Source organism: Ktedonobacter sp. SOSP1-85, from assembly GCF_016587415.1.
In the GTDB taxonomy this organism is placed as follows: Bacteria; Chloroflexota; Ktedonobacteria; order Ktedonobacterales; family Ktedonobacteraceae; genus Ktedonobacter.
Map to the genome: position 1 here is coordinate 3,231,192 of NZ_BNJI01000001.1, position 17,439 is coordinate 3,248,630.

Genomic DNA, 17,439 nt, shown 5'->3' on the forward strand with positions numbered 1-17,439 from the left:
TATGTAGACGCGTGCTTTAGCAGCGTCTTCTCCTTCTACACACGTAGCTAAAGCTTACCTGTGGTCTGACCTGTTTCCAGGCGGCGGTGAGCCTCACCGGCCTGTTCCAGTGGTAGAATATCAGTGATATCGATCTTTACCTGAGAGTGGGCGATCAGTTCGAGGGAGCGACGCGCGGTATCAGCAACGAGGTGGGGATCTGATACGCTCAATGCGCCAATGCTATAGCCCATGATGGCCTTGCTCTCGACAAGAAAGTTGCCAGGATTCTGTGGCAGACTCTGGCCTCGCCCCTGTTCATCGTTGGCGTTCCCGAAGATGACGAGACGCCCAAATGGCGCAAGAACTGTGAGGCTCTGACTGCGTACTGGCTCACCGATCGCCTCTAGTACGACATCAACCCCGCGTCCATGCGTGAGGTCTTGTGTTTTTTTGATAAAATCATCACGCAGGATGACATGGTCGTAGCCAAAGGATCTAGCGTAGTCGGCTTTCTTCTGACTGCTTACTGTGCCAATGACCAGGCCAGCATCCAGGTGCTTGGCTATCTGTCCCGCGATGCTCCCCACACCACCTGCTGCTGCGTGAACAAGGATTGTTTCACCTGGTTGTAGATGCGCGAGCCGCACAAGCATATCATAAGCTGTTGGCACGATGGTTGGAAAACCCGCCGCCGTGGCGAGATCAATCTCTTCACTGGCCTCGTCGAGGGGGAAGGTGAGCGTGGCCTGAGCCAGTGCCACCTCGGCATAACCACCGCTCAACGTCAGCGCGGCGACTGGTTGCCCCACGCGCAAGCCTTCGACCCCTTCGCCAAGCGCATGAATGTGCCCTGAGACTTCAAGGCCGGGAATGAATGGGAGTTCTTCGCTGTGCCGTCCTCCGCGCCGTGCCATCGTCTCGGCAAAATTCACACCCATGTAGGCTACTTTAATTGCGACCTGTCCAGGTCCGGGCTTGGGCTCCGGCACTTCACCGATCCGCAATACTTCGGGTCCACCAAAGGCCGTAATCAAATTGGCTTTCATGTCTTTCTCCTTCAGAATCTATTCTATATAGTAACTACTCTCTGCTAGCGTGTTAGCATCTTGAACGCGACGTTATTGACTCCCTTGCCCTGGACAATAGCGAGGGTCCCCCAGAGCCGCAGAACACTATCCACTACATCGATTTGATCTATGTCGCCCAGGCGTACCGGTTGCAGTCCGATCTCGGTAATGAGCTGCTCGACCGTCTTCATCGCATCCCCATCGGGGCCACAGTAGAACATGTCGGCCTGGATACCCTGATAATCTGGGTCAGCGAGATTTTGCCAGCTATAGGTATTGAAGGCCCGGTAGACCTGGGCATGTGGAGCATGTGATTGCAATATGTGGGCGCTATACAGTGCTGTTGTTGGCCATTGATGCGTCTGAGAGAACTTTTGATCGGGCGGATACCTATTGGCCGCATCGATGATAATTTTACCGTCTAACTGTTGCGCGTAGGTGGTAATAATCCCTTCAACAGCCTGCCCCGCGAGCGCGAGCACAACGATATCACCTTTTGCCAGGGCCTCCGCTGGGGAGCCGATGAAGACCTGCTCTCCTAAATCCTGGCGTAGAGCCTGCGCCCGCTCCGACGAGGGATTCTGTACGCCATAAGCAATGCTATGTCCGGCCTTCGCCCACTTGCGTCCCAATGTGCTCCCGATAGGTCCCGCACCCAGGATAGTAATACTCAATGAAGACATATTTAATTTCCTCTTCTTCTATATGTGCGCTTGAAGCGTCGTAAAACAGTGTTGTTATTGCAAATTATAGAGAAGAAGCTTTCTTCTTGTAAGGAGTGACCGCAAAGTGATATAGTTACCTCTTGGTAACCATCATTTCCTGCTTTTTACTTGACTTTTTGTTTTGTTCAGCTAAAAATACCAGCACAGTCAAGCCTGTTCGTATGGAAATAAATTAAGACATACATATTTGTACAGATGAGAGGAAACACTATTTTTAATTTATGGCTTGACGGCGTATAAGGGAGAATTACGTCATGTGCAAAGCATTGCTTCTCTTGTCAGGCGTCAATGTTGTGTTATTGGGAGCTGATGAGATACTCTATGGTCTACTCGATCTGACGAAACGGCCACAGCTTAACCAGGTTGACCAAATAATTAAGATATTTACCCTTGCTAGTCTCTTCATATCACTGGTCCTTCTTGGCATCTATGTAATCCGCCAGATGATAGCTCAAGATAGACAACTCAGAAAGCAAGGGATAGTCAATATATCAAACATCAAACTCTGGCGCATGAAAAGCCCAAAGGTCAAGCCGTACAAGCGAGAGTCTATACTACAATTTGCCTTGTTCTTGAGCTTTCCCATCTTTGGCTTATTTCGACCTATAGCGGATTTGATGTACCTCTATGCAATGACTCCTCCTAAATCTGTAACTCTCTTACATTGGGTTGGCATTCTTAGCATGCATCTATGTTTGCTCATTTACGCTATTCTCAACAAAGATCTTACCAAAGGGAGTAGTGCTTTGAGATAGTAAAGGTAGGTGCGTTTGAACAAATAGGCGGTGTAAAATAAATGATCCGTTTACTGGGAGAGAATCTAAATGTTATCTGAACAATGGCATTTTCTAGCGAGAATCACATGTATTTGCTTTATTGCCTGGCTCTCCCTGGTTGTTGTATACCACAAATTTGATAGCACATGGTGGGGGATTAGCATCTGGTGGTTTGCCATCTTTTTAACGCTCGTCGCAGTCGGCATTATGGTCCACTATAAACAATTCAATCCCCAGGTGAGAACCTCGAAAGTCATGCAGAATAGCTTGGTCTTTTATCTCATATTTTCACTTGTTGCTGGTGTACTGATGACCGAATCAACCTTTGGTCAGGCGCAAAGCTCGTATAGCTACTCGCACACACGCACTGGGATGATTTTTAGTACCTATACTGGAAACAGGAACAGTCAAGAGGCAGAATCCGCCCATATAACAGAAAGCGGTTCTGGAGAAAGTAGTCATACAGGATCTAGCAGCGGTAAGGGGGCAGGTTATCTCTTTCTCATTTTGCTAATACTGGTCGCGTTGTTCGCTTCAGCTATCGTCCCTCATTTCTGGGTGATTGCCGGATTTATGACCATCGTGCTGCTTCTGCTCTTGACGATCAAAGAGTTTCGGAGGGCTTCGCTACGTGCTGGGGTGTTAGAAGCAAGAAGGCTAAGGAAACAGCGGAAAAAGGAGAAATCAAGGGAAGAGAGAAAGCGTAAGCGAACTACATATGCATAAAGCACGTTCAGGTTTGGAGCTGTAGTTGAGGATATGATATAGTTACCTCATGGTTACCAGAAATAAAGTTGAAGAGCCGATTATTCGGCCAGATTGCCGCACGCGGCGTGGTCTTGAATTGATCGCGGACCAGTGGACGATGCTGGTCATCGTGGCCCTGGGCGAAGAGACAAGGCGTTTTAGCTATCTGCATGAGCATATCCAGGGCATCTCAAAGAAGATGCTGACGCAGACGCTGCGCCACCTGGAGCGCAATGGCCTGGTCAAACGCGTGGTCTATCCCGTGATCCCGCCCATGGTAGAATACTCTTTGACACCCCTGGGCCGAACCCTTATCGAGCCAATCTGGGCGATCCGCGGGTGGTCGGAGCAGTACATCGACGAGGTTGAACGCAAGCGCGCCGAGTATGACCAGGTGGATAGAACCACTCTACAAGACCAGATCATGACGCTTGTGCAGCAGCGGGGAGAGATATCCCATTAACCGATGCTACAAAAGTACGTGTCTACATATCATGATACGAGACACCCGTGCCAGGATATGTAGACGCGTGCTTTAGCAGCGTCGTGCCTTAGTTGAGGAAGAAGGCTTCGAGTGCGGGGGCGAGAACATCATCCGCCGGGCCGTGGTCCTGGCCTTCGAGGGTGCGGCGCTGGGCGTTGGGAAGGATGTTGGTAATCTCTTGCGCTCCATGGTGCATAAACACATGGCTGGCTCCGCCATCCATTACAAGGGTGGGAACGCTGACAGAGGCCCACTTCTTGAGTGGCCGCGGATCGCCACGCATGGTGTCGCCCATAATGGTGCCATCATATGGGATCGTGTGTGCTACTTTCTCTAATTCTGGCCACATGGGCGATTGCTGTATCTGCTCAACCATTTCGGCAGGAACACCCACAGCCTCTATCATAAAGTATTTGACTGCCTGGCCACGCTGACCTGATGATATCAGTTCGTTCAAGTGTGATACATAATTCTCTGGCGTGGGAGGTCGGCTATCATCGACGATAAATGGTGGTTCGTATAGCGCTAGCTTTGTGATTTTACCGGGGAGGAGGTGTGCTGCCTCAAGGGCCAGAACTGCCCCGGAGGAGTGACCAAAGACAAATGCCGTTCCCCCAGCCTCGTCAATCAGGGCCTCAATATCTTCTACCTCGCGCTCGACCGCGTATGGCGTGTTGTCTCCACTGTCGCCTCGCCCCCGCCGATCATAGGCATATACTGTGAAATGTGATGCTAGGACCGTGGCTAGCGATGTCTCGGCTACACGCGTCGCAGTCGCGCCTGCCACAAGGATGAGCGCGGGACCTTCCCCGAATTTATCGAAGGCTATAGGCGTACTGTCTTTGGACGTGACTTTTCGCATACTGTCTCCTCTTATGTTGGTTTATCCGAATGTGGCAAGAAAACCACGAAGTCTTTAGCTTCGTGGATGAATTGCCACATTCTCCCCTGATTAATTGGCAGTGGATGAGATATGCGGCATGGGCGCTTGACACATCATCCATGAAGATCGTGCCCTCACTCGCTTCATCTTCTCAAACTTCGGAATTGGCTTGAGATCGACCTTGTTCCCATCAATGTTCATCAGAATGGCATAGCCAGTAGACATTCGCCCTTTAATAAGGTACTCCTGTCCCTGATACCGCACCATATCAAATTTCCGAAAACCGCCAATTTTCCCCGTGAGAATACGTTGTTCGCTGTGTCGCCCTTTGGTTTGCTGGTAATCTCCATCGGGGACACATCGCTTCTTGAGAATCACCGTGGTCTGAAACGTGGGCATGGCCCCTCGCGTGGCAATCAAGACCGCATCAAAGCAATGCTCCTTGGGCAAGCCTGCTATCTGACGGTGTTCTTTGGTCACAAATCCCCACGTTTCCTCTGCCTGAACCTGCTTCAACAATTGAAGACGAATGCTATTCATCTGTGTGGCATGGTTCAAGTTTCCTTTCTTCTTACCAGCGCGCTTGAGCGTCACGGTTCCGGCATGCAGCCCATCATGACAGGTTTTGCAGAGGGTGAGTAAATTGGCTTCTTCATCACTGCCGTTCTGACTGCGAAAAACGATATGATGGACTTCTAACCGCTTATCTTTCGATTTTCCTGCACAATGTTGGCAGGTATAGCTATCGCGTGTTAGCACATAGGCTTTGATATTGGCAAAACCATAGTTGATGCCCTTCTGGTAGAGCCACTTGTGCTTTAAAACGTTAGAATTTTTAAGGGCATGGGGATCAAATGTTCCTGTTTCCAGCACAATATGACGAATGGGCAGGATGGATTGCACAAAACGGATTTCCCGCAGGTGGGCGTCAATTTTACTGCGCATCGTGGGAGAGAAGCGACCTGTTTTGATGGAGTTCTTGCGATTACGCCATCGTGCTTTTCTATATCTGGTCTTTCGGTTGCGCCGGTTCCGGCGATACTTTACACGCTCTTTCATGGTGGTGGCAATATCATTGCGAACCTGCACTTCTGACAAATACACCACCTGCCCCTGCGTATCGGCCACCGCTGAACCAATCATGACACTGCCCGTATCTACCCCAAGGGTCAATGGTTGGGTGGAGGTCGTTGTTGGCTGAACCAACAACTTGATCGTAAAGGGCGTTCTCCTTTTGACTTTGGCCTTGCCATCTTTAAGGAGTAATCGTGCAATAGCACACGAACATGGCATCAATGGCGTGCCATCTGGTGCCAATACATACACAACGTTCATCGAAAATTCCTTTTCAGAAAAATGCTCTGCCAGGTGGCAGGTGGTGCGTATCCCTGTACTGCGACCATACAGGGAATCCGACTTCATCTCGACAAGGTTCAGAAGGCTTGTTGGGCCTGAATCACCGGGACTTCCCTCATCCCTACTTAAACTCAGGCGATAGAGCAACCGTCTGATGCGTCAAGGGTTGGTATCATGACCTTCCAAACATAGCTCACCTTTCGGTGGCTGAGTCTGGTGAACTCAGGCTTCATCTTCCGAAGAAGCCGCTCAGTCTTTAGCTGAGCGGTAGTTCACATTTCCTTTCTCACTCACAGGTGTTAAGTGTACCATTCTAGCTCCAAAAAATCTTCTCCAATCTTGCCCTTTGTGGTGTCCAACCAGAGTAACTCAAGCGAAAGAAGCAGGCCCGCTGTGCATGCACAGCGGGCCTGCTTCTTTCGCTTGAGTATTCCTACTTGAGCATCATGGGTGCGGCTTGCTGCGCGAGCTGGACGAGCCAGAAGGGCAGGACCGTGCCGACCGCGAGCGTGCCAATGGCCGCGATGACCAGGGCGATCCAGGCGAACCAGTTGAGGCTGCGCGCTGAATCTTGCTCCTCCGCCTCGGCGGGGAGAGGTGAGTTCACCACAGCGGTGCGTGTCTCTGGCTTGACGGCGACGGCGGCGCCACCACGCGAGAGTGTCGCGGTGGCGCTCCGAGCAGCACCAGAGGCGCGTGCCGGACGGCGGGACTCGCTGACCTTGGGCGAGGCCGGAACGGTTCCCAGGGTCAGAGCCTCTTTCTCCTCCTCCGTCTGCTCCATGAACATGGTGGCGATGACGCGCAGGTAGTAGTACATACCCAGGACGCTGGCGAGGACACCGATGATCAACAGTTCAGGATGCCCACCCGCGAGCGCGGCGTAGAAGATGTAGTACTTACCAGCGAAGCCAGCCATGGGTGGGAAGCCCGCCAGGGCCAGCAGGAAGAAGGCCAGCAGACCAGCCACGACTGGGCGCCGATGCCAGAGACCGCGCAAATCGTTGGCGCTGCTACCCGCGTTATCCAGGCCTTCCAGGACCGAGATTGCGCCAAAGGCGCCCAGGTTCAGGAAGGTGTAGCAGGCCAGGTAGAAGAGCAGCGCGCTCATGCCGAGTGTGCCACCAACTACGATACCGATCAGCATATAGCCAGCGTGCGCGATACTGGAATAGGCCAGCAGGCGTTTGACGTTGGTCTGTACTACAGCCATGATATTGCCGCCAACCATGGTCAGGATGGCGATGGCCCAGATCACGGGTGCCCAGGTATCATGGAAGGGCAGTAAGACCAGTCCGAAGAGACGCCCAAAGGCGATCATGGCCGCGGCCTTGGTACCAACCGACATAAAGGCGGTCACTGGAGCGGGCGCGCCCTGGTAGACGTCGGGCGTCCAGGCCTGGAAGGGAATCGCCGAGACTTTGAAGGCGAATCCGACTGTGAGCAGGCCCAGGGCCACGATCAGAAGAATCGGAGCCTGTGCCGTGCCGTTGGCCGCACCATGCAGGTGCGCGGCAAAAGAGGCGATATCCAGGAAACGCGTGCTATTTGTCGCGCCATATGTCAGGGCCAGGCCATAGAGCAGGAAGGCCGAGGCGAAGGAGCTGAGCAGGAAGTACTTCATGCCCGACTCCAGGGAAGCGCGGCGGCGCTCGATGAAGCCCGAGAGAATATACAGGGCCAGCGAGAGCATCTCAATGCCCAGGAAGACTGTGAGCAGGCTGGTCGAAGCGGCCAGTAGCATCATGCCCACTGCAGCTAGTAGCATCAGCGTGTAATATTCGCCCTGGTGTACCAGTTGCAGGCGCTTGAGATACGGCGGCGAGAGCAGGATGCCCAGGCCAGCGGCGCTCAGGATAATCAGGTACGCCAGTTGTGTGCCCTGATCTGAGCCAACCATGCCATTGAAGGCTTCGCGCTGATCTCCGCCAAGTAAAAGTCCGATCGTGGTTCCGATAGCGCCAACCACACCCACAAATGCCAGGATTGGCAGAATGGTGTAGTTCTGTGGCCCGCTATGCTTGGTGCGCTCACCCTCATGCGGCAATACGGCATCAACCAGCATCACGATGAGAGCCATGCCCACCAGGACCACTAATGGCGCTATTCGCCACCAATCAGCGGCGGTGACAGTGAATGTAAACGTCATTGACCATACCTCGTGAGAGAGGAGCCGCCACGCGGGAGGCTCCCTCTACGCTCATTTGATGAACGCATTGCCTAGATTTTGCATCGTGTTCAACACCGGTTGGTGCAGCAGGAAGGTGAGCGGCGCAGGCTGCAAGCCGATGTAGAAGATCAACGCCAGGAGTGGCAGGATCGCCAGGAACTCGCCCATACGGATATCCGCCAGGCCGCCGCGGCGTGTGACCTGCGCCACTGGACCCAGGGCCGGGGCTGGACCCGTCATCACGCCCTGGAAGAAGCGCAGCATGTACCAGGCGGCAGGGACGACCACGGCGGTTCCCAGCACACCCAGAGTCACGTTACTGCGGAACGCGCCCAGCAGCGAGAGGAACTCGCCCGCGAAGCTGTTGAGCCCAGGCAGACCCAGCGACGAGAGGGCCGCGATCAGCAGCACTGTCGCCATGATTGGCACGCGTGTCGCGATGCCACCAAAGTCGGCGATATTGCGTGTCCCCACGCGCTCCTCGATGTAGCCCGCGATCAGGAAGAGGGCCGCGGTCGTAATACCGTGGTTGACCATCTGCAGGACCGAACCCTCGACGCCCTGCGCGTTAAAGGCGAACATGCCCAGCATCACCACGCCCAGGTGGCTGATACTGGAGTAGGCCAGGATGCGCTTGAGATCCGTCTGGACCAGGGCCAGGACCGCGCAGTAGAGAATACCGACGACGGCCAGAATGCTAAAGAGCGGGGCCAGCGCCTGCACTGCCAGCGGGAAGAGCGGAATGCAGATGCGCAGGAAGCCATAGGCGCCGGTCTTGGACATCGCGCCAGCCAGGATGGCCGTCACGGGCGCGGGCGACTCGCTATAGGTATCCGGCAGCCAGGAATGGAACGGCACAAAGGGAATCTTGACCGCGAAAGCAGCCGCGAAGGCCAGGAAGAGCCAGAGTTGTGTTGTGCTATCGAAATGGGCCGCGCAGGTGACCGCGCCCGTGTTGGGGTTGGTCAGACCGTTGGTCAGGGTGCCGATATCGAGCGTGAAGCCACAGCCTGCACCCGCCGTACGCGTGTAGAAGTAGCCCACGGCGATAATACCCGCCAGCATCAGCAGGCTACCCACGGAGGTATAGAGCACAAACTTGAACGCGGCATAAATGCGGCGCTCTCCGCCCCAGGTACCCACCAGGAAGTAGGCTGGAATCAGCATTAACTCCCAGAAGATATAGAAGAGGAAGAGGTTCGCCGAGAGAAAGACGCCCAGGATACCGCTTTGCAGGAGCAGCATAAAGGCCATGTAGTTCTTAAAGCGCTTCTGCTGGCGATAGGAGGCTGCCATACACACCAGCCCGAGCAGCGAGGTCAGTACGACCAGCAGCAGGCTGATGCCATCGACATCCAGGGTGTAGTTGATGCCAATCGAAGGAATCCAGGGCAGGCGCTCCTGGAAGCTCGAATGACTGAAATTGCTCACCGTAGCCTGCGAATACAGCAGGGCCAGGATGAACGAGAATATCACGTTGATCCCCGCGAAGGCTAGCGAAATCCAGCGAATAAGCGCCTGGTTCGCCTTCGGCAGGCAGAGCACAACGGCTCCTCCAATAAGCGGGAGGAAGATCAGTAACGAGAGAATGTACGATTGCATAACCTCTACCCCCTCACCGCGTAGTACAGAACGATCAGCAGCACGCCGAACAGGATCGCCAGCGCGTAGTTGCGCATATAGCCGGTTTGCAGGCGACGGATGCCACTGCTCGAACCGCGGAAGAGCGCGGTAATACCAGTATTGATGCCGCCCAGCAGGCTTCCATCGAGGAAGCGCGTGGCGAGACGACCCACGCCCTGAACGGGCTTGACGATGAGCCAGCCAAGGGCCTCGTCAACATAGTACTTATTGAAGAGCAGCTTGTAGACCGGGCTGGTGCTTTCTTTGTAGGCAAAGCCTTGCGCGTAACGAGCATGAGCCAGGAAGAAACCTACAAGCGCCGCCGCGATACTCAGGCCAGCCGAGACCCATTCGAGACCCAGTGAGATTTCAGGGGTCTGAACACCCGAGAAGACCGGAGCCAGGAAATTGCCCAGCGGCGACCAGTTAGGCAGACCGATCAGCGAGAAGGAGCCGAAGACACCACCGATGATCGAGAGGAAGGCCAGGATCGCCAGCGGCATCCACATGACAGCCGGAACCTCGTAGACCTGGTAGATGCTGGCGGGCGCGCCATGGCCGTGACCATGATTCGCGGGAGCCAGGTCTTCTTCCTCGTCATCCTCGTGCGCGGACTGAACCACCGCGCCGCCACGATACTCGCCATAGAAGACTGAGAAGAAGAGGCGGAACATATAGAAGGCAGTCAGGCCAGCCGTCAGAATTCCGATGCCCCACAGCACATAGTAGCCGGGGTTGGCGGTATGCACGGCCTGGGCGAAGATCCCACCCAGAATCTCATCCTTACTCCAGAAACCGGCCAGGGGTGGCAGACCACTGATGGCCCAGGTCGCGAAGAGGAAGGTCCAGAAGGTAATCTTCAAGCGGCTGCGCAGGCCACCCATGTTGCGCATATCCTGCTCGCCGCCCAGGGCGTGAATCACCGCGCCCGCGCCCAGGAAGAGCAGGGCCTTGAAGAAGGCATGCGTGACCAGGTGGAAGATGCCTGCTGAATAGTTGTAGACGCCCTCGGCCATAAACATATAGCCCAGCTGGCTAATGGTCGAGTAGGCCAGGACGCGCTTGATATCCAGCTGTACCAGGGCGATGGTCGCCGCGAAGAGCGCCGTCGCGCCACCGATACCCGCTACGACATTGAGCGCCACGGGCGCGATCTGGAAGAGCGGATGAGTGCGCGCGACCAGGTAGACACCAGCGGTTACCATCGTCGCGGCATGGATCAGGGCGCTGACAGGTGTCGGGCCTTCCATGGCGTCGGGCAACCACATGTAGAGCGGCAACTGCGCCGACTTGGCGGCACAAGCCACGAAGATCAGCAGCGTAATCGCCACTGCCGTCGCACTGCCAGTCGAGACTGCGTTGACGTTCGTGAAGACATCATGAAAGTTCAACGTGCCATAGTTCAGGAAGATCAGGAAGATGGCCAGCATCAGGCCGAAATCACCAATGACGTTGATGACGAAGGCCTTGCGTGCCGCAGCCACGGGGGCCGCGCGCTGGTACCAGAAACCGATCAACAGGAACGAGGCCAGGCCCACCAGGCCCCAGCCCATCAGCAGGAAGAGGAAGTTATCCGCGGTGACCAGCAACACCATCGAGAAAATAAAAAAGTTCAGATAGGCGAAGAAACGCCAGAACCCCGGATCATCCTCCATATACCCTGCCGAGTATATATGGATCAGTAGGCCCACGCCCGTCACGACCAGCAACATCGTCGCGGTCAGAGGATCGAGCAGCAGACCGAAGTCGACATTAAACGCGCCGCTACCAGTGCCCGATGTGATCCAGTGATAGACCACTGTATCATTGACACGACCGCCGGCAACATTGGCTGGCGTGCCGAGCATCGAGACAAAGTTGCTTAGCGCGAAGAGAAAGGCAAGGCCACACGCGCCCCAGCCCACAGTCAGGATCGCGGCGCGGGGCAAGACTTTGCCGACCAGCCCCAGCACGATAAAACCGAGCAGGGGTGGTAGCAGTACCCACAGACTAAGATTGATCATACTGCCCCCTCATTAGCCTCGCAACATATTCATCTCGTCAACATCAATGTTGTGGCGGGTGCGGAAGATGGAGACGATAATGGCAAGACCTACGACCACCTCGGCGGCGGCCACGGTCAGCACCAGGAAGACAAACATCTGTCCATCCGCGGAATCGAGAAATGTTGAAAAGGCCACAAGTGATAGGTTGACGGCATTGAGCATCAACTCAATAGACATAAAGATTACCAGCGGGTTGCGCCGGATAAGCACGCCAATCGCACCGATACCGAATAATATGGCGCTGACGATCAGATACGCTGAGAGTGGCGGCAATGTAGAAATTGCAGGCATGTTAGAAAAAGACCTCCATCCTCACGTTCAGCGAAGACCCTGAAAAACAGGGAAGAATAGCTTCATCTAGGCCCTCCGACCGAAGACCAGGGCACCCAGGATGGCGACCACGATCAACAGGCTGGTGACCTCAAAAGGGAAGAGGTAACCATGGAAGAGTGCCAGTCCAAAGGCTTCGACGTTGCCATGCGCGGCGACGGCATGACTATAGCTATCGCCAGCCTTGATCACCGTGCTGCTGCTACCAGAGATATTCTTGAAGATCAGGTAGCTCAGCGCGCCGACCAGGACTACGCCCAGCAAGCCGCCGACATAGCGTTGCCAGGGGATGCGATCCTCTCCCGTATCCTGCGCATCAGGTGTGAGCATGGTCACGACGAAGAGGAAAAGCACCATGATCGCGCCCGCGTAGATCAGGACCTGCACCACGGCGATAAACATCGCGCCCAATTGCAGATAGAACATCGCCAGGAAGAAGAGCGTCAGAATCAGGCTGAGCGCGCTATAGACGGCGTTCTTAAAGGCGATGACCCCGATAGCGGAGGCGGCGCTGGCGACTGCCAGCACGGCGAATGCGAGTATCGTAGGTGTCATAATAACGATTCCTTATTTTCCTAGCTGGCGGCGGTCCGCGTCCTGGTCAGGATTCTCGAACAGCACGGGGCGCTCAGTCTGGTAATTGCCCAGGCCGACCGCGGTCGCGCTGGCCTGTGAACCATCGAAGACATTGCTCTTCTGCGGTACAGGCTGCTCAGCCGAATCGGGTTCGGGCGCGGGATCGGCCCAGACCTCGTTCGAGCCAACGGTCGCGCTGCCCTTCGCCTCCAGAAGCTGCTCTTTATGATAGACCAGGTCTTCGGGATGGAACGAGGCCAGCTTGTATTCCTTCTCCAGGGTAATCGCGCCCGTGGGGCAGGCCGCCTGGCAATAGCCACAGAAGATACAGCGCAGCATATTGACGTCGAAGACGCGGGCATAGCGCTCACCTGGGGAGACACGCTCCTCCTCGGTGTTCTCTGCGGCCTCAATGTAGATGGCGTCAGCCGGGCAAGCTCCTGCGCAGAGATAGCAGCCCACACAGCGCTCCAACCCATTGTCATAGCGGTGCAGTACATGGCGACCACGGAAGCGCGGCGCCAGTTCTCGCTCCTCCTCGGGATAGGAGATGGTAGTAGGCTTCTTGCCCATATTTTTCAGGGTAGTACCCATACCCTTGAGAATTTCAAAAGACATATGAACTCCTTAAAGCTTTAAGGACGTATCGTTTGGGACCAATTTTTGCACTTTCAATACCTATCGACGTAAGATCAGCATTGTGCTTGCGACACAGATCGGGTAGTGCTTGTAAACGGCGCACCTACCCTCACTTGCTTCGTAATGCCCCCGCCCGGCAGGGAGAAAAAGGTAGGTGTGCCCTTCAGAAGCACGTCCTTTTTCTCCCTGCATGGGCGGGGTGCCTCCCTTCACTTGATACGTGTTGGACTAGCTACCCATCCCATGAATCTCGCTCCTGACGAACATACTCGTTAACATCAAGGTCTTGCCATATTTTCTGGCCCAGGCCTTCTAGCTCTAGAATGCTATGCTGAGGCTTAGCCATTGCCCGATGTTGTCGAATAATATTCGCCAGATCGGCCAGCAGTTGCAATTGTTCATCAACTGTCAATTGCTGAGTCTGTTCTAGAATCTGCTGATAAGTGTAGGTTGTCATGAGTATTATCCAATAAGAACCCCTAATGTAGGGACAGAGCTTGCTTGGCCTGCAAGTCCATACAAGCATGGACCCTACAATGCGTTAATATCTGGCATCATATCAAAGTTGCCTACACCTGTCATGCTACGCTTGAACTGCTGTTGGCTCTTGCTCGGAACTGGTGCTTTCGGTGACGGCTTTGGGTTCGTACTTGACCAGGCGGACCGAGGTGGGGAGCAGGACCTTGCCCTGTTTCTCCTCGAAGCGCGTGCCCTCGCTGAAGCCCTGACGACGAGCGACAAAGAACATGATCGCGATCACGACCAGGCCAGCCACGCCACTGATCGCCCAGTGCCAACCCAGCGCCACCACAAAGGCGGTGATGACTGCGTTGAGGACGGCCAGGGGCAGCAGCAACTGCCAGCCGAAGCGCATCAGGCGGTCATAACGGATACGTGGCAGGGTCGCGCGCAACCACATAAAGACGAACAGGAAGATGGCCACCTTGACGACGTAAATGATGATCGAAGCGCCAGGGAAGAGCGTCTCCAGGCCGAAGAGACTCCAGCCACCCAGGTAGAGCGTTGTCGCCACCGAGCTGACTGTGATCATGTTGATATACTCAGCCATCTGGTAGAGGCTCCAGCGCAGACCAGCGTATTCCGTCAGGTAGCCCGCGGTCAACTCCTGCTCGGCCTCGGGCAGGTCAAATGGCGCGCGATTAGTCTCGGCGATACCCGCGATGAGATAGATGACGAAGCCCAGGGGTTGCGCCAGGATGAACCAGGACATACCAGGGGCTCGCTGCATGTCGATAATGCCGACCATACTCAGGGTCTGAGACCACATGAGTACGCTGCCGAGGGCCAGGCTCAGACTGGTCTCATAAGAGACCATCTGTGCCGCGCTACGCAGCGCGCCCAGCATGGAGTAGCGGTTGCCGGAGGCCCAGCCACCGAGCACGATGCCGTAGACTGCCAGCGAAGAGATGGCCAGAATCCAGAGCAGGCCAATGTTGACATCGGCGATCAGGGGATCCCAAACATTGTGTACGCTGGTCTTGCCGCTCCAGTTGAGACCAACGGGTACCACGGCAAAGGCCGAGAGTGCCACGATGGTTGAGAGGATCGGTGCGATACCGTAGATAAACTTACGCGCCTGTCCCGGAACAAGTTGCTCTTTGAAAGCCATCTTGATGCCGTCGGCGAGCGGCTGCAAGAGACCGAAGGGGCCAACGCGGTTTGGTCCCAGGCGGCCCTGGATCTTCGCCAGCACGCGACGCTCGATGAGCGTCATGTAGGCAAAGACCGTGAGCAGGATCGCGATAACGATAGCGCTTTTGATAACCGCAGCGACGATCTCGTTGTTTAAGAAATCAAGCATGAGCTACCTCCTGCTCTAACGAGCGGACGCCCTGCATGCCCAGGTCTTCGTGGGCCAGGCCCGCGTAGAAGGGGTTGTGAGCGGCGATCTCGTCGAAGATATCGCGGGGGTGCATATAGTTCCAGTCGGCTCCCAGGGCCTGGGCGAGCTGAATCAGGATCTCCCAATCGGCCTTGGCGCCGGGCAGGGGTCGCAGGGCCTTGCGTACGAGCTGCACATGGTGGTCGAGGTTGGTCATGGTGCCGTCTTTCTCGGCGAAGGTCACAGCGGGCAGAACCACGTCGGCCTGCTGCGCGGTCTCGTTGAGGGCGACATCCTGTACCACCAGGAACTCAATGGACTGAGGCAGGGTCGCGCCATTCAGGTGGCGCAACGGATTGGCACCCATGACGAAGAGGGCCTTCAACTGCGAGCCAGTGAGCATCTCATTGTAGGTCATACCAACCTTCGTCGTCGCCTGGTAGCCAGGAAGCGCGTCGGGCAGCAGACCCATGTCGCGCGCGCCGAGTGAGTTAGCATCCTCGAAGAGGGGACCAACGCCAGCGCCCTCGCGGTCAATGTTCTTGGTGACAAAGGCCAGGGCTTGCAGATCGGCGGCCAGATCTTCGCAACCAGGATCGAGGGTCGCCATCTCATCGTACAGGATAACCGCGCCTTTCGTGGCGCTGCCAGCACTGACGATCTCCTGAGCCAGCTGGCGGAGCTGCGCCACGACCTCGGCACCAAAGGCGCTCTCAGCCTCGGCGATAACGCCCTTCTCGCGGCCAATCTTGCTCTTGATATCTTCGTAGCCGCTGGTCTGAACCTCACCCGCCTCCAGAACGTAGTTGAGCAGCAGCTTGGCCGCCTTGCCCGCGCCATTCTGAGGAACATTCACCTTGGCCGCCTTGTAAGGACTGTTGGTAAAGCGGTCTAGCTCGGTGGTCTCCGAGTTGATGATGCTGATTTTGGCTCCGGCCTTCATCGCCTTCTTGATGCGCAGATTGAGCACTGGCTGGCGCTCATAGGGATCGGAAGCGACCAGGACGATGTGTCCAGCCTTCTCCAGTCCGGCGATGCTGTTGGTCATCATCCAGGGCTTGCCAGTCAGGCGGTCGCGGGGGCCGAGGAAGAGTCCGTGATGATGATCGATGTTGGCTGTGCCCAGGACCTCGCGCAGCAGCTTCTGGAAGAGATAGGTCTCTTCGTTGGTGGTGCGGGTCGAGCCAATGCCGCCGATGGCCTGCGTGCCATGCTTGCTCGCGATCTCTTGTAGACGCTGAGCGACATAGGCGATGGCCTCGGGCCAGGAGGCGGGCGTAAGTGTACCATTGCGACGGATTAAGGGTGTGCGCAGGCGCTCGGGATTGTTCACATAGTCAAATTCCCAGCGACCACGGTTACACAGCCATCCATCATCGATGGCGTCGTTGTTGCGCGACATCAGGCGCGTCACGCGGTCGACACGCACATCGACGCGAGCGTTACAGCCGACGCTACAGTTATTACACACGCTGGGAACGCGTTTAAGCTCCCAGGGACGAGCCTTGAAGCGATAGCTTGTGGCCGTCAGCGCGCCGACTGGGCAGATCTCCACCGTGTTACCGGAGAAGTTTGAGTCAAAGGCATTGCCTGGAGCCGTGCCGACTTCCATCTTGTAGCCACGCGAGATCATAACCAGGCCGTTGTCCATCGAGATCTCACTGCTAAAACGCGTGCAACGCTGGCAGAGAATGCAGCGCTCGCGGTCGATGTTGATATCCTTGCTGATAGGCACAGGCTTGGGATAGTGGCGCTTGTTGAGATCGAAGCGCGTCCCGCCTGGGCCGTGGCGCAGGGTGAAGTCTTGCAGATCGCACTCGCCAGCCTTGTCGCAGATCGGGCAGTCTAGCGGGTGATTGATAAGCAGGAACTCCAGCGTACCCTGGCGTGCGTTCAGCACCTTCTCGGTCTTGGTATGCACTACCATACCCTCGCTCACAGGCGTGGTACACGCCGTCTGAGGGGGCTTGGGCATGTTCTCCACCTCGACGAAGCACATGCGGCAGGCACCCAGCGGCGGCATTTTGGGATGGTAGCAGTAGATCGGCACCTCAATACCAGCCTTCTGCGCGGCGGCCCACACCAGGGTACCTGGCGGAACCTCGACGGGAATGCCATCGATGGTGAGGTGTACGAGTTCGTCCTTTTTCTCTTCTGGCATAATTATTTCTACCTGACGGTTTGTATCATTCC

Annotated in this window: 15 protein-coding genes; 2 read left to right on the plus strand and 13 right to left on the minus strand. The window is 55.7% G+C overall.

The genetic code is table 11. The features are described from left to right. Positions 1–47: 47 nt before the first annotated feature. Together KTE_RS13520 and KTE_RS13525 are read right to left on the minus strand one after the other, a co-directional pair. A complete protein-coding gene (locus KTE_RS13520; RefSeq protein WP_201381700.1) occupies positions 48–1,028 on the minus strand; it encodes an NADPH:quinone oxidoreductase family protein in 981 nt (326 codons plus the stop codon). 44 nt (positions 1,029–1,072) lie between these two features. Then, positions 1,073–1,732 carry an NADPH-dependent F420 reductase gene (locus tag KTE_RS13525; protein ID WP_201381702.1) on the minus strand — a complete coding sequence of 220 codons (660 nt, stop codon included), beginning with the start codon at positions 1,730–1,732 and terminating at the stop codon, positions 1,073–1,075. Positions 1,733–2,598: 866 nt separating this feature from the next. On the opposite strand from KTE_RS13525, the gene KTE_RS13530 reads away from it, so the two are divergent. Next, positions 2,599–3,276 (plus strand): hypothetical protein, encoded by a 678-nt coding sequence (locus KTE_RS13530; protein WP_201381704.1) that lies wholly within the window; start codon positions 2,599–2,601, stop codon positions 3,274–3,276. Positions 3,277–3,325: 49 nt separating this feature from the next. Beyond that, a complete protein-coding gene (locus tag KTE_RS13535) occupies positions 3,326–3,760 on the plus strand; it encodes a helix-turn-helix domain-containing protein (protein ID WP_201381705.1) in 435 nt (144 codons plus the stop codon). A gap of 88 nt (positions 3,761–3,848) precedes the next feature. On the opposite strand, the gene KTE_RS13540 is transcribed toward KTE_RS13535, so the two are convergent. The 11 genes from KTE_RS13540 to nuoG all read right to left on the minus strand — a co-directional run bounded on the left by KTE_RS13540 (position 3,849) and on the right by nuoG (position 17,407). Beyond that, positions 3,849–4,643 (minus strand): alpha/beta fold hydrolase, encoded by a 795-nt coding sequence (locus KTE_RS13540; RefSeq protein ID WP_201381706.1) that lies wholly within the window; start codon positions 4,641–4,643, stop codon positions 3,849–3,851. Between the two features lie 90 nt (positions 4,644–4,733). After that, positions 4,734–5,999, minus strand: a complete 1,266-nt coding sequence (iscB, locus tag KTE_RS13545; protein WP_201381707.1) for an RNA-guided endonuclease IscB — start codon at positions 5,997–5,999, stop codon at positions 4,734–4,736. 454 nt (positions 6,000–6,453) lie between these two features. Then, on the minus strand, positions 6,454–8,169 hold the full coding sequence (locus tag KTE_RS13550; RefSeq protein ID WP_201381708.1) for an NADH-quinone oxidoreductase subunit N: 1,716 nt from the start codon (positions 8,167–8,169) through the stop codon (positions 6,454–6,456). 51 nt (positions 8,170–8,220) lie between these two features. Next, positions 8,221–9,792 carry a NuoM family protein gene (locus tag KTE_RS13555; RefSeq protein WP_201381709.1) on the minus strand — a complete coding sequence of 524 codons (1,572 nt, stop codon included), beginning with the start codon at positions 9,790–9,792 and terminating at the stop codon, positions 8,221–8,223. Between the two features lie 5 nt (positions 9,793–9,797). Further along, positions 9,798–11,816 (minus strand): NADH-quinone oxidoreductase subunit L, encoded by a 2,019-nt coding sequence (nuoL, locus tag KTE_RS13560; RefSeq protein WP_201381711.1) that lies wholly within the window; start codon positions 11,814–11,816, stop codon positions 9,798–9,800. A gap of 12 nt (positions 11,817–11,828) precedes the next feature. Further along, entirely contained in the window at positions 11,829–12,149 is a 321-nt protein-coding gene (gene nuoK, locus KTE_RS13565) for an NADH-quinone oxidoreductase subunit NuoK (RefSeq protein ID WP_201381713.1), read from the minus strand. Between the two features lie 66 nt (positions 12,150–12,215). Then, positions 12,216–12,743 carry an NADH-quinone oxidoreductase subunit J gene (locus tag KTE_RS13570; protein WP_201381715.1) on the minus strand — a complete coding sequence of 176 codons (528 nt, stop codon included), beginning with the start codon at positions 12,741–12,743 and terminating at the stop codon, positions 12,216–12,218. Between the two features lie 12 nt (positions 12,744–12,755). Continuing rightward, positions 12,756–13,382 (minus strand): NADH-quinone oxidoreductase subunit NuoI, encoded by a 627-nt coding sequence (gene nuoI, locus KTE_RS13575; RefSeq protein WP_201381717.1) that lies wholly within the window; start codon positions 13,380–13,382, stop codon positions 12,756–12,758. 253 nt (positions 13,383–13,635) lie between these two features. Continuing rightward, on the minus strand, positions 13,636–13,860 hold the full coding sequence (locus KTE_RS13580) for a hypothetical protein (RefSeq protein ID WP_201381719.1): 225 nt from the start codon (positions 13,858–13,860) through the stop codon (positions 13,636–13,638). A 126-nt stretch (positions 13,861–13,986) separates the two neighbouring features. Next, entirely contained in the window at positions 13,987–15,225 is a 1,239-nt protein-coding gene (nuoH, locus tag KTE_RS13585; protein WP_201381721.1) for an NADH-quinone oxidoreductase subunit NuoH, read from the minus strand. Continuing rightward, positions 15,218–17,407 carry an NADH-quinone oxidoreductase subunit NuoG gene (gene nuoG / locus KTE_RS13590; protein ID WP_201381723.1) on the minus strand — a complete coding sequence of 730 codons (2,190 nt, stop codon included), beginning with the start codon at positions 17,405–17,407 and terminating at the stop codon, positions 15,218–15,220. The genes nuoH and nuoG overlap by 8 nt, the downstream gene beginning before the upstream one ends. Positions 17,408–17,439 lie beyond the last annotated feature (32 nt).

Coding starts and splice junctions, on each gene's coding strand:
- nuoH (WP_201381721.1), bottom strand. CDS start 15,225: ATGCTTGATTTCTTAAACAACGAGATCGTCGCTGCGGTTATCAAAAGC.
- nuoL (WP_201381711.1), bottom strand. CDS start 11,816: ATGATCAATCTTAGTCTGTGGGTACTGCTACCACCCCTGCTCGGTTTT.
- KTE_RS13520 (WP_201381700.1), bottom strand. CDS start 1,028: ATGAAAGCCAATTTGATTACGGCCTTTGGTGGACCCGAAGTATTGCGG.
- KTE_RS13540 (WP_201381706.1), bottom strand. CDS start 4,643: ATGCGAAAAGTCACGTCCAAAGACAGTACGCCTATAGCCTTCGATAAA.
- KTE_RS13535 (WP_201381705.1), top strand. CDS start 3,326: ATGGTTACCAGAAATAAAGTTGAAGAGCCGATTATTCGGCCAGATTGC.
- KTE_RS13580 (WP_201381719.1), bottom strand. CDS start 13,860: ATGACAACCTACACTTATCAGCAGATTCTAGAACAGACTCAGCAATTG.
- KTE_RS13570 (WP_201381715.1), bottom strand. CDS start 12,743: ATGACACCTACGATACTCGCATTCGCCGTGCTGGCAGTCGCCAGCGCC.
- nuoK (WP_201381713.1), bottom strand. CDS start 12,149: ATGCCTGCAATTTCTACATTGCCGCCACTCTCAGCGTATCTGATCGTC.
- KTE_RS13550 (WP_201381708.1), bottom strand. CDS start 8,169: ATGACGTTTACATTCACTGTCACCGCCGCTGATTGGTGGCGAATAGCG.
- KTE_RS13530 (WP_201381704.1), top strand. CDS start 2,599: ATGTTATCTGAACAATGGCATTTTCTAGCGAGAATCACATGTATTTGC.
- nuoI (WP_201381717.1), bottom strand. CDS start 13,382: ATGTCTTTTGAAATTCTCAAGGGTATGGGTACTACCCTGAAAAATATG.
- iscB (WP_201381707.1), bottom strand. CDS start 5,999: ATGAACGTTGTGTATGTATTGGCACCAGATGGCACGCCATTGATGCCA.
- KTE_RS13525 (WP_201381702.1), bottom strand. CDS start 1,732: ATGTCTTCATTGAGTATTACTATCCTGGGTGCGGGACCTATCGGGAGC.
- KTE_RS13555 (WP_201381709.1), bottom strand. CDS start 9,792: ATGCAATCGTACATTCTCTCGTTACTGATCTTCCTCCCGCTTATTGGA.
- nuoG (WP_201381723.1), bottom strand. CDS start 17,407: ATGCCAGAAGAGAAAAAGGACGAACTCGTACACCTCACCATCGATGGC.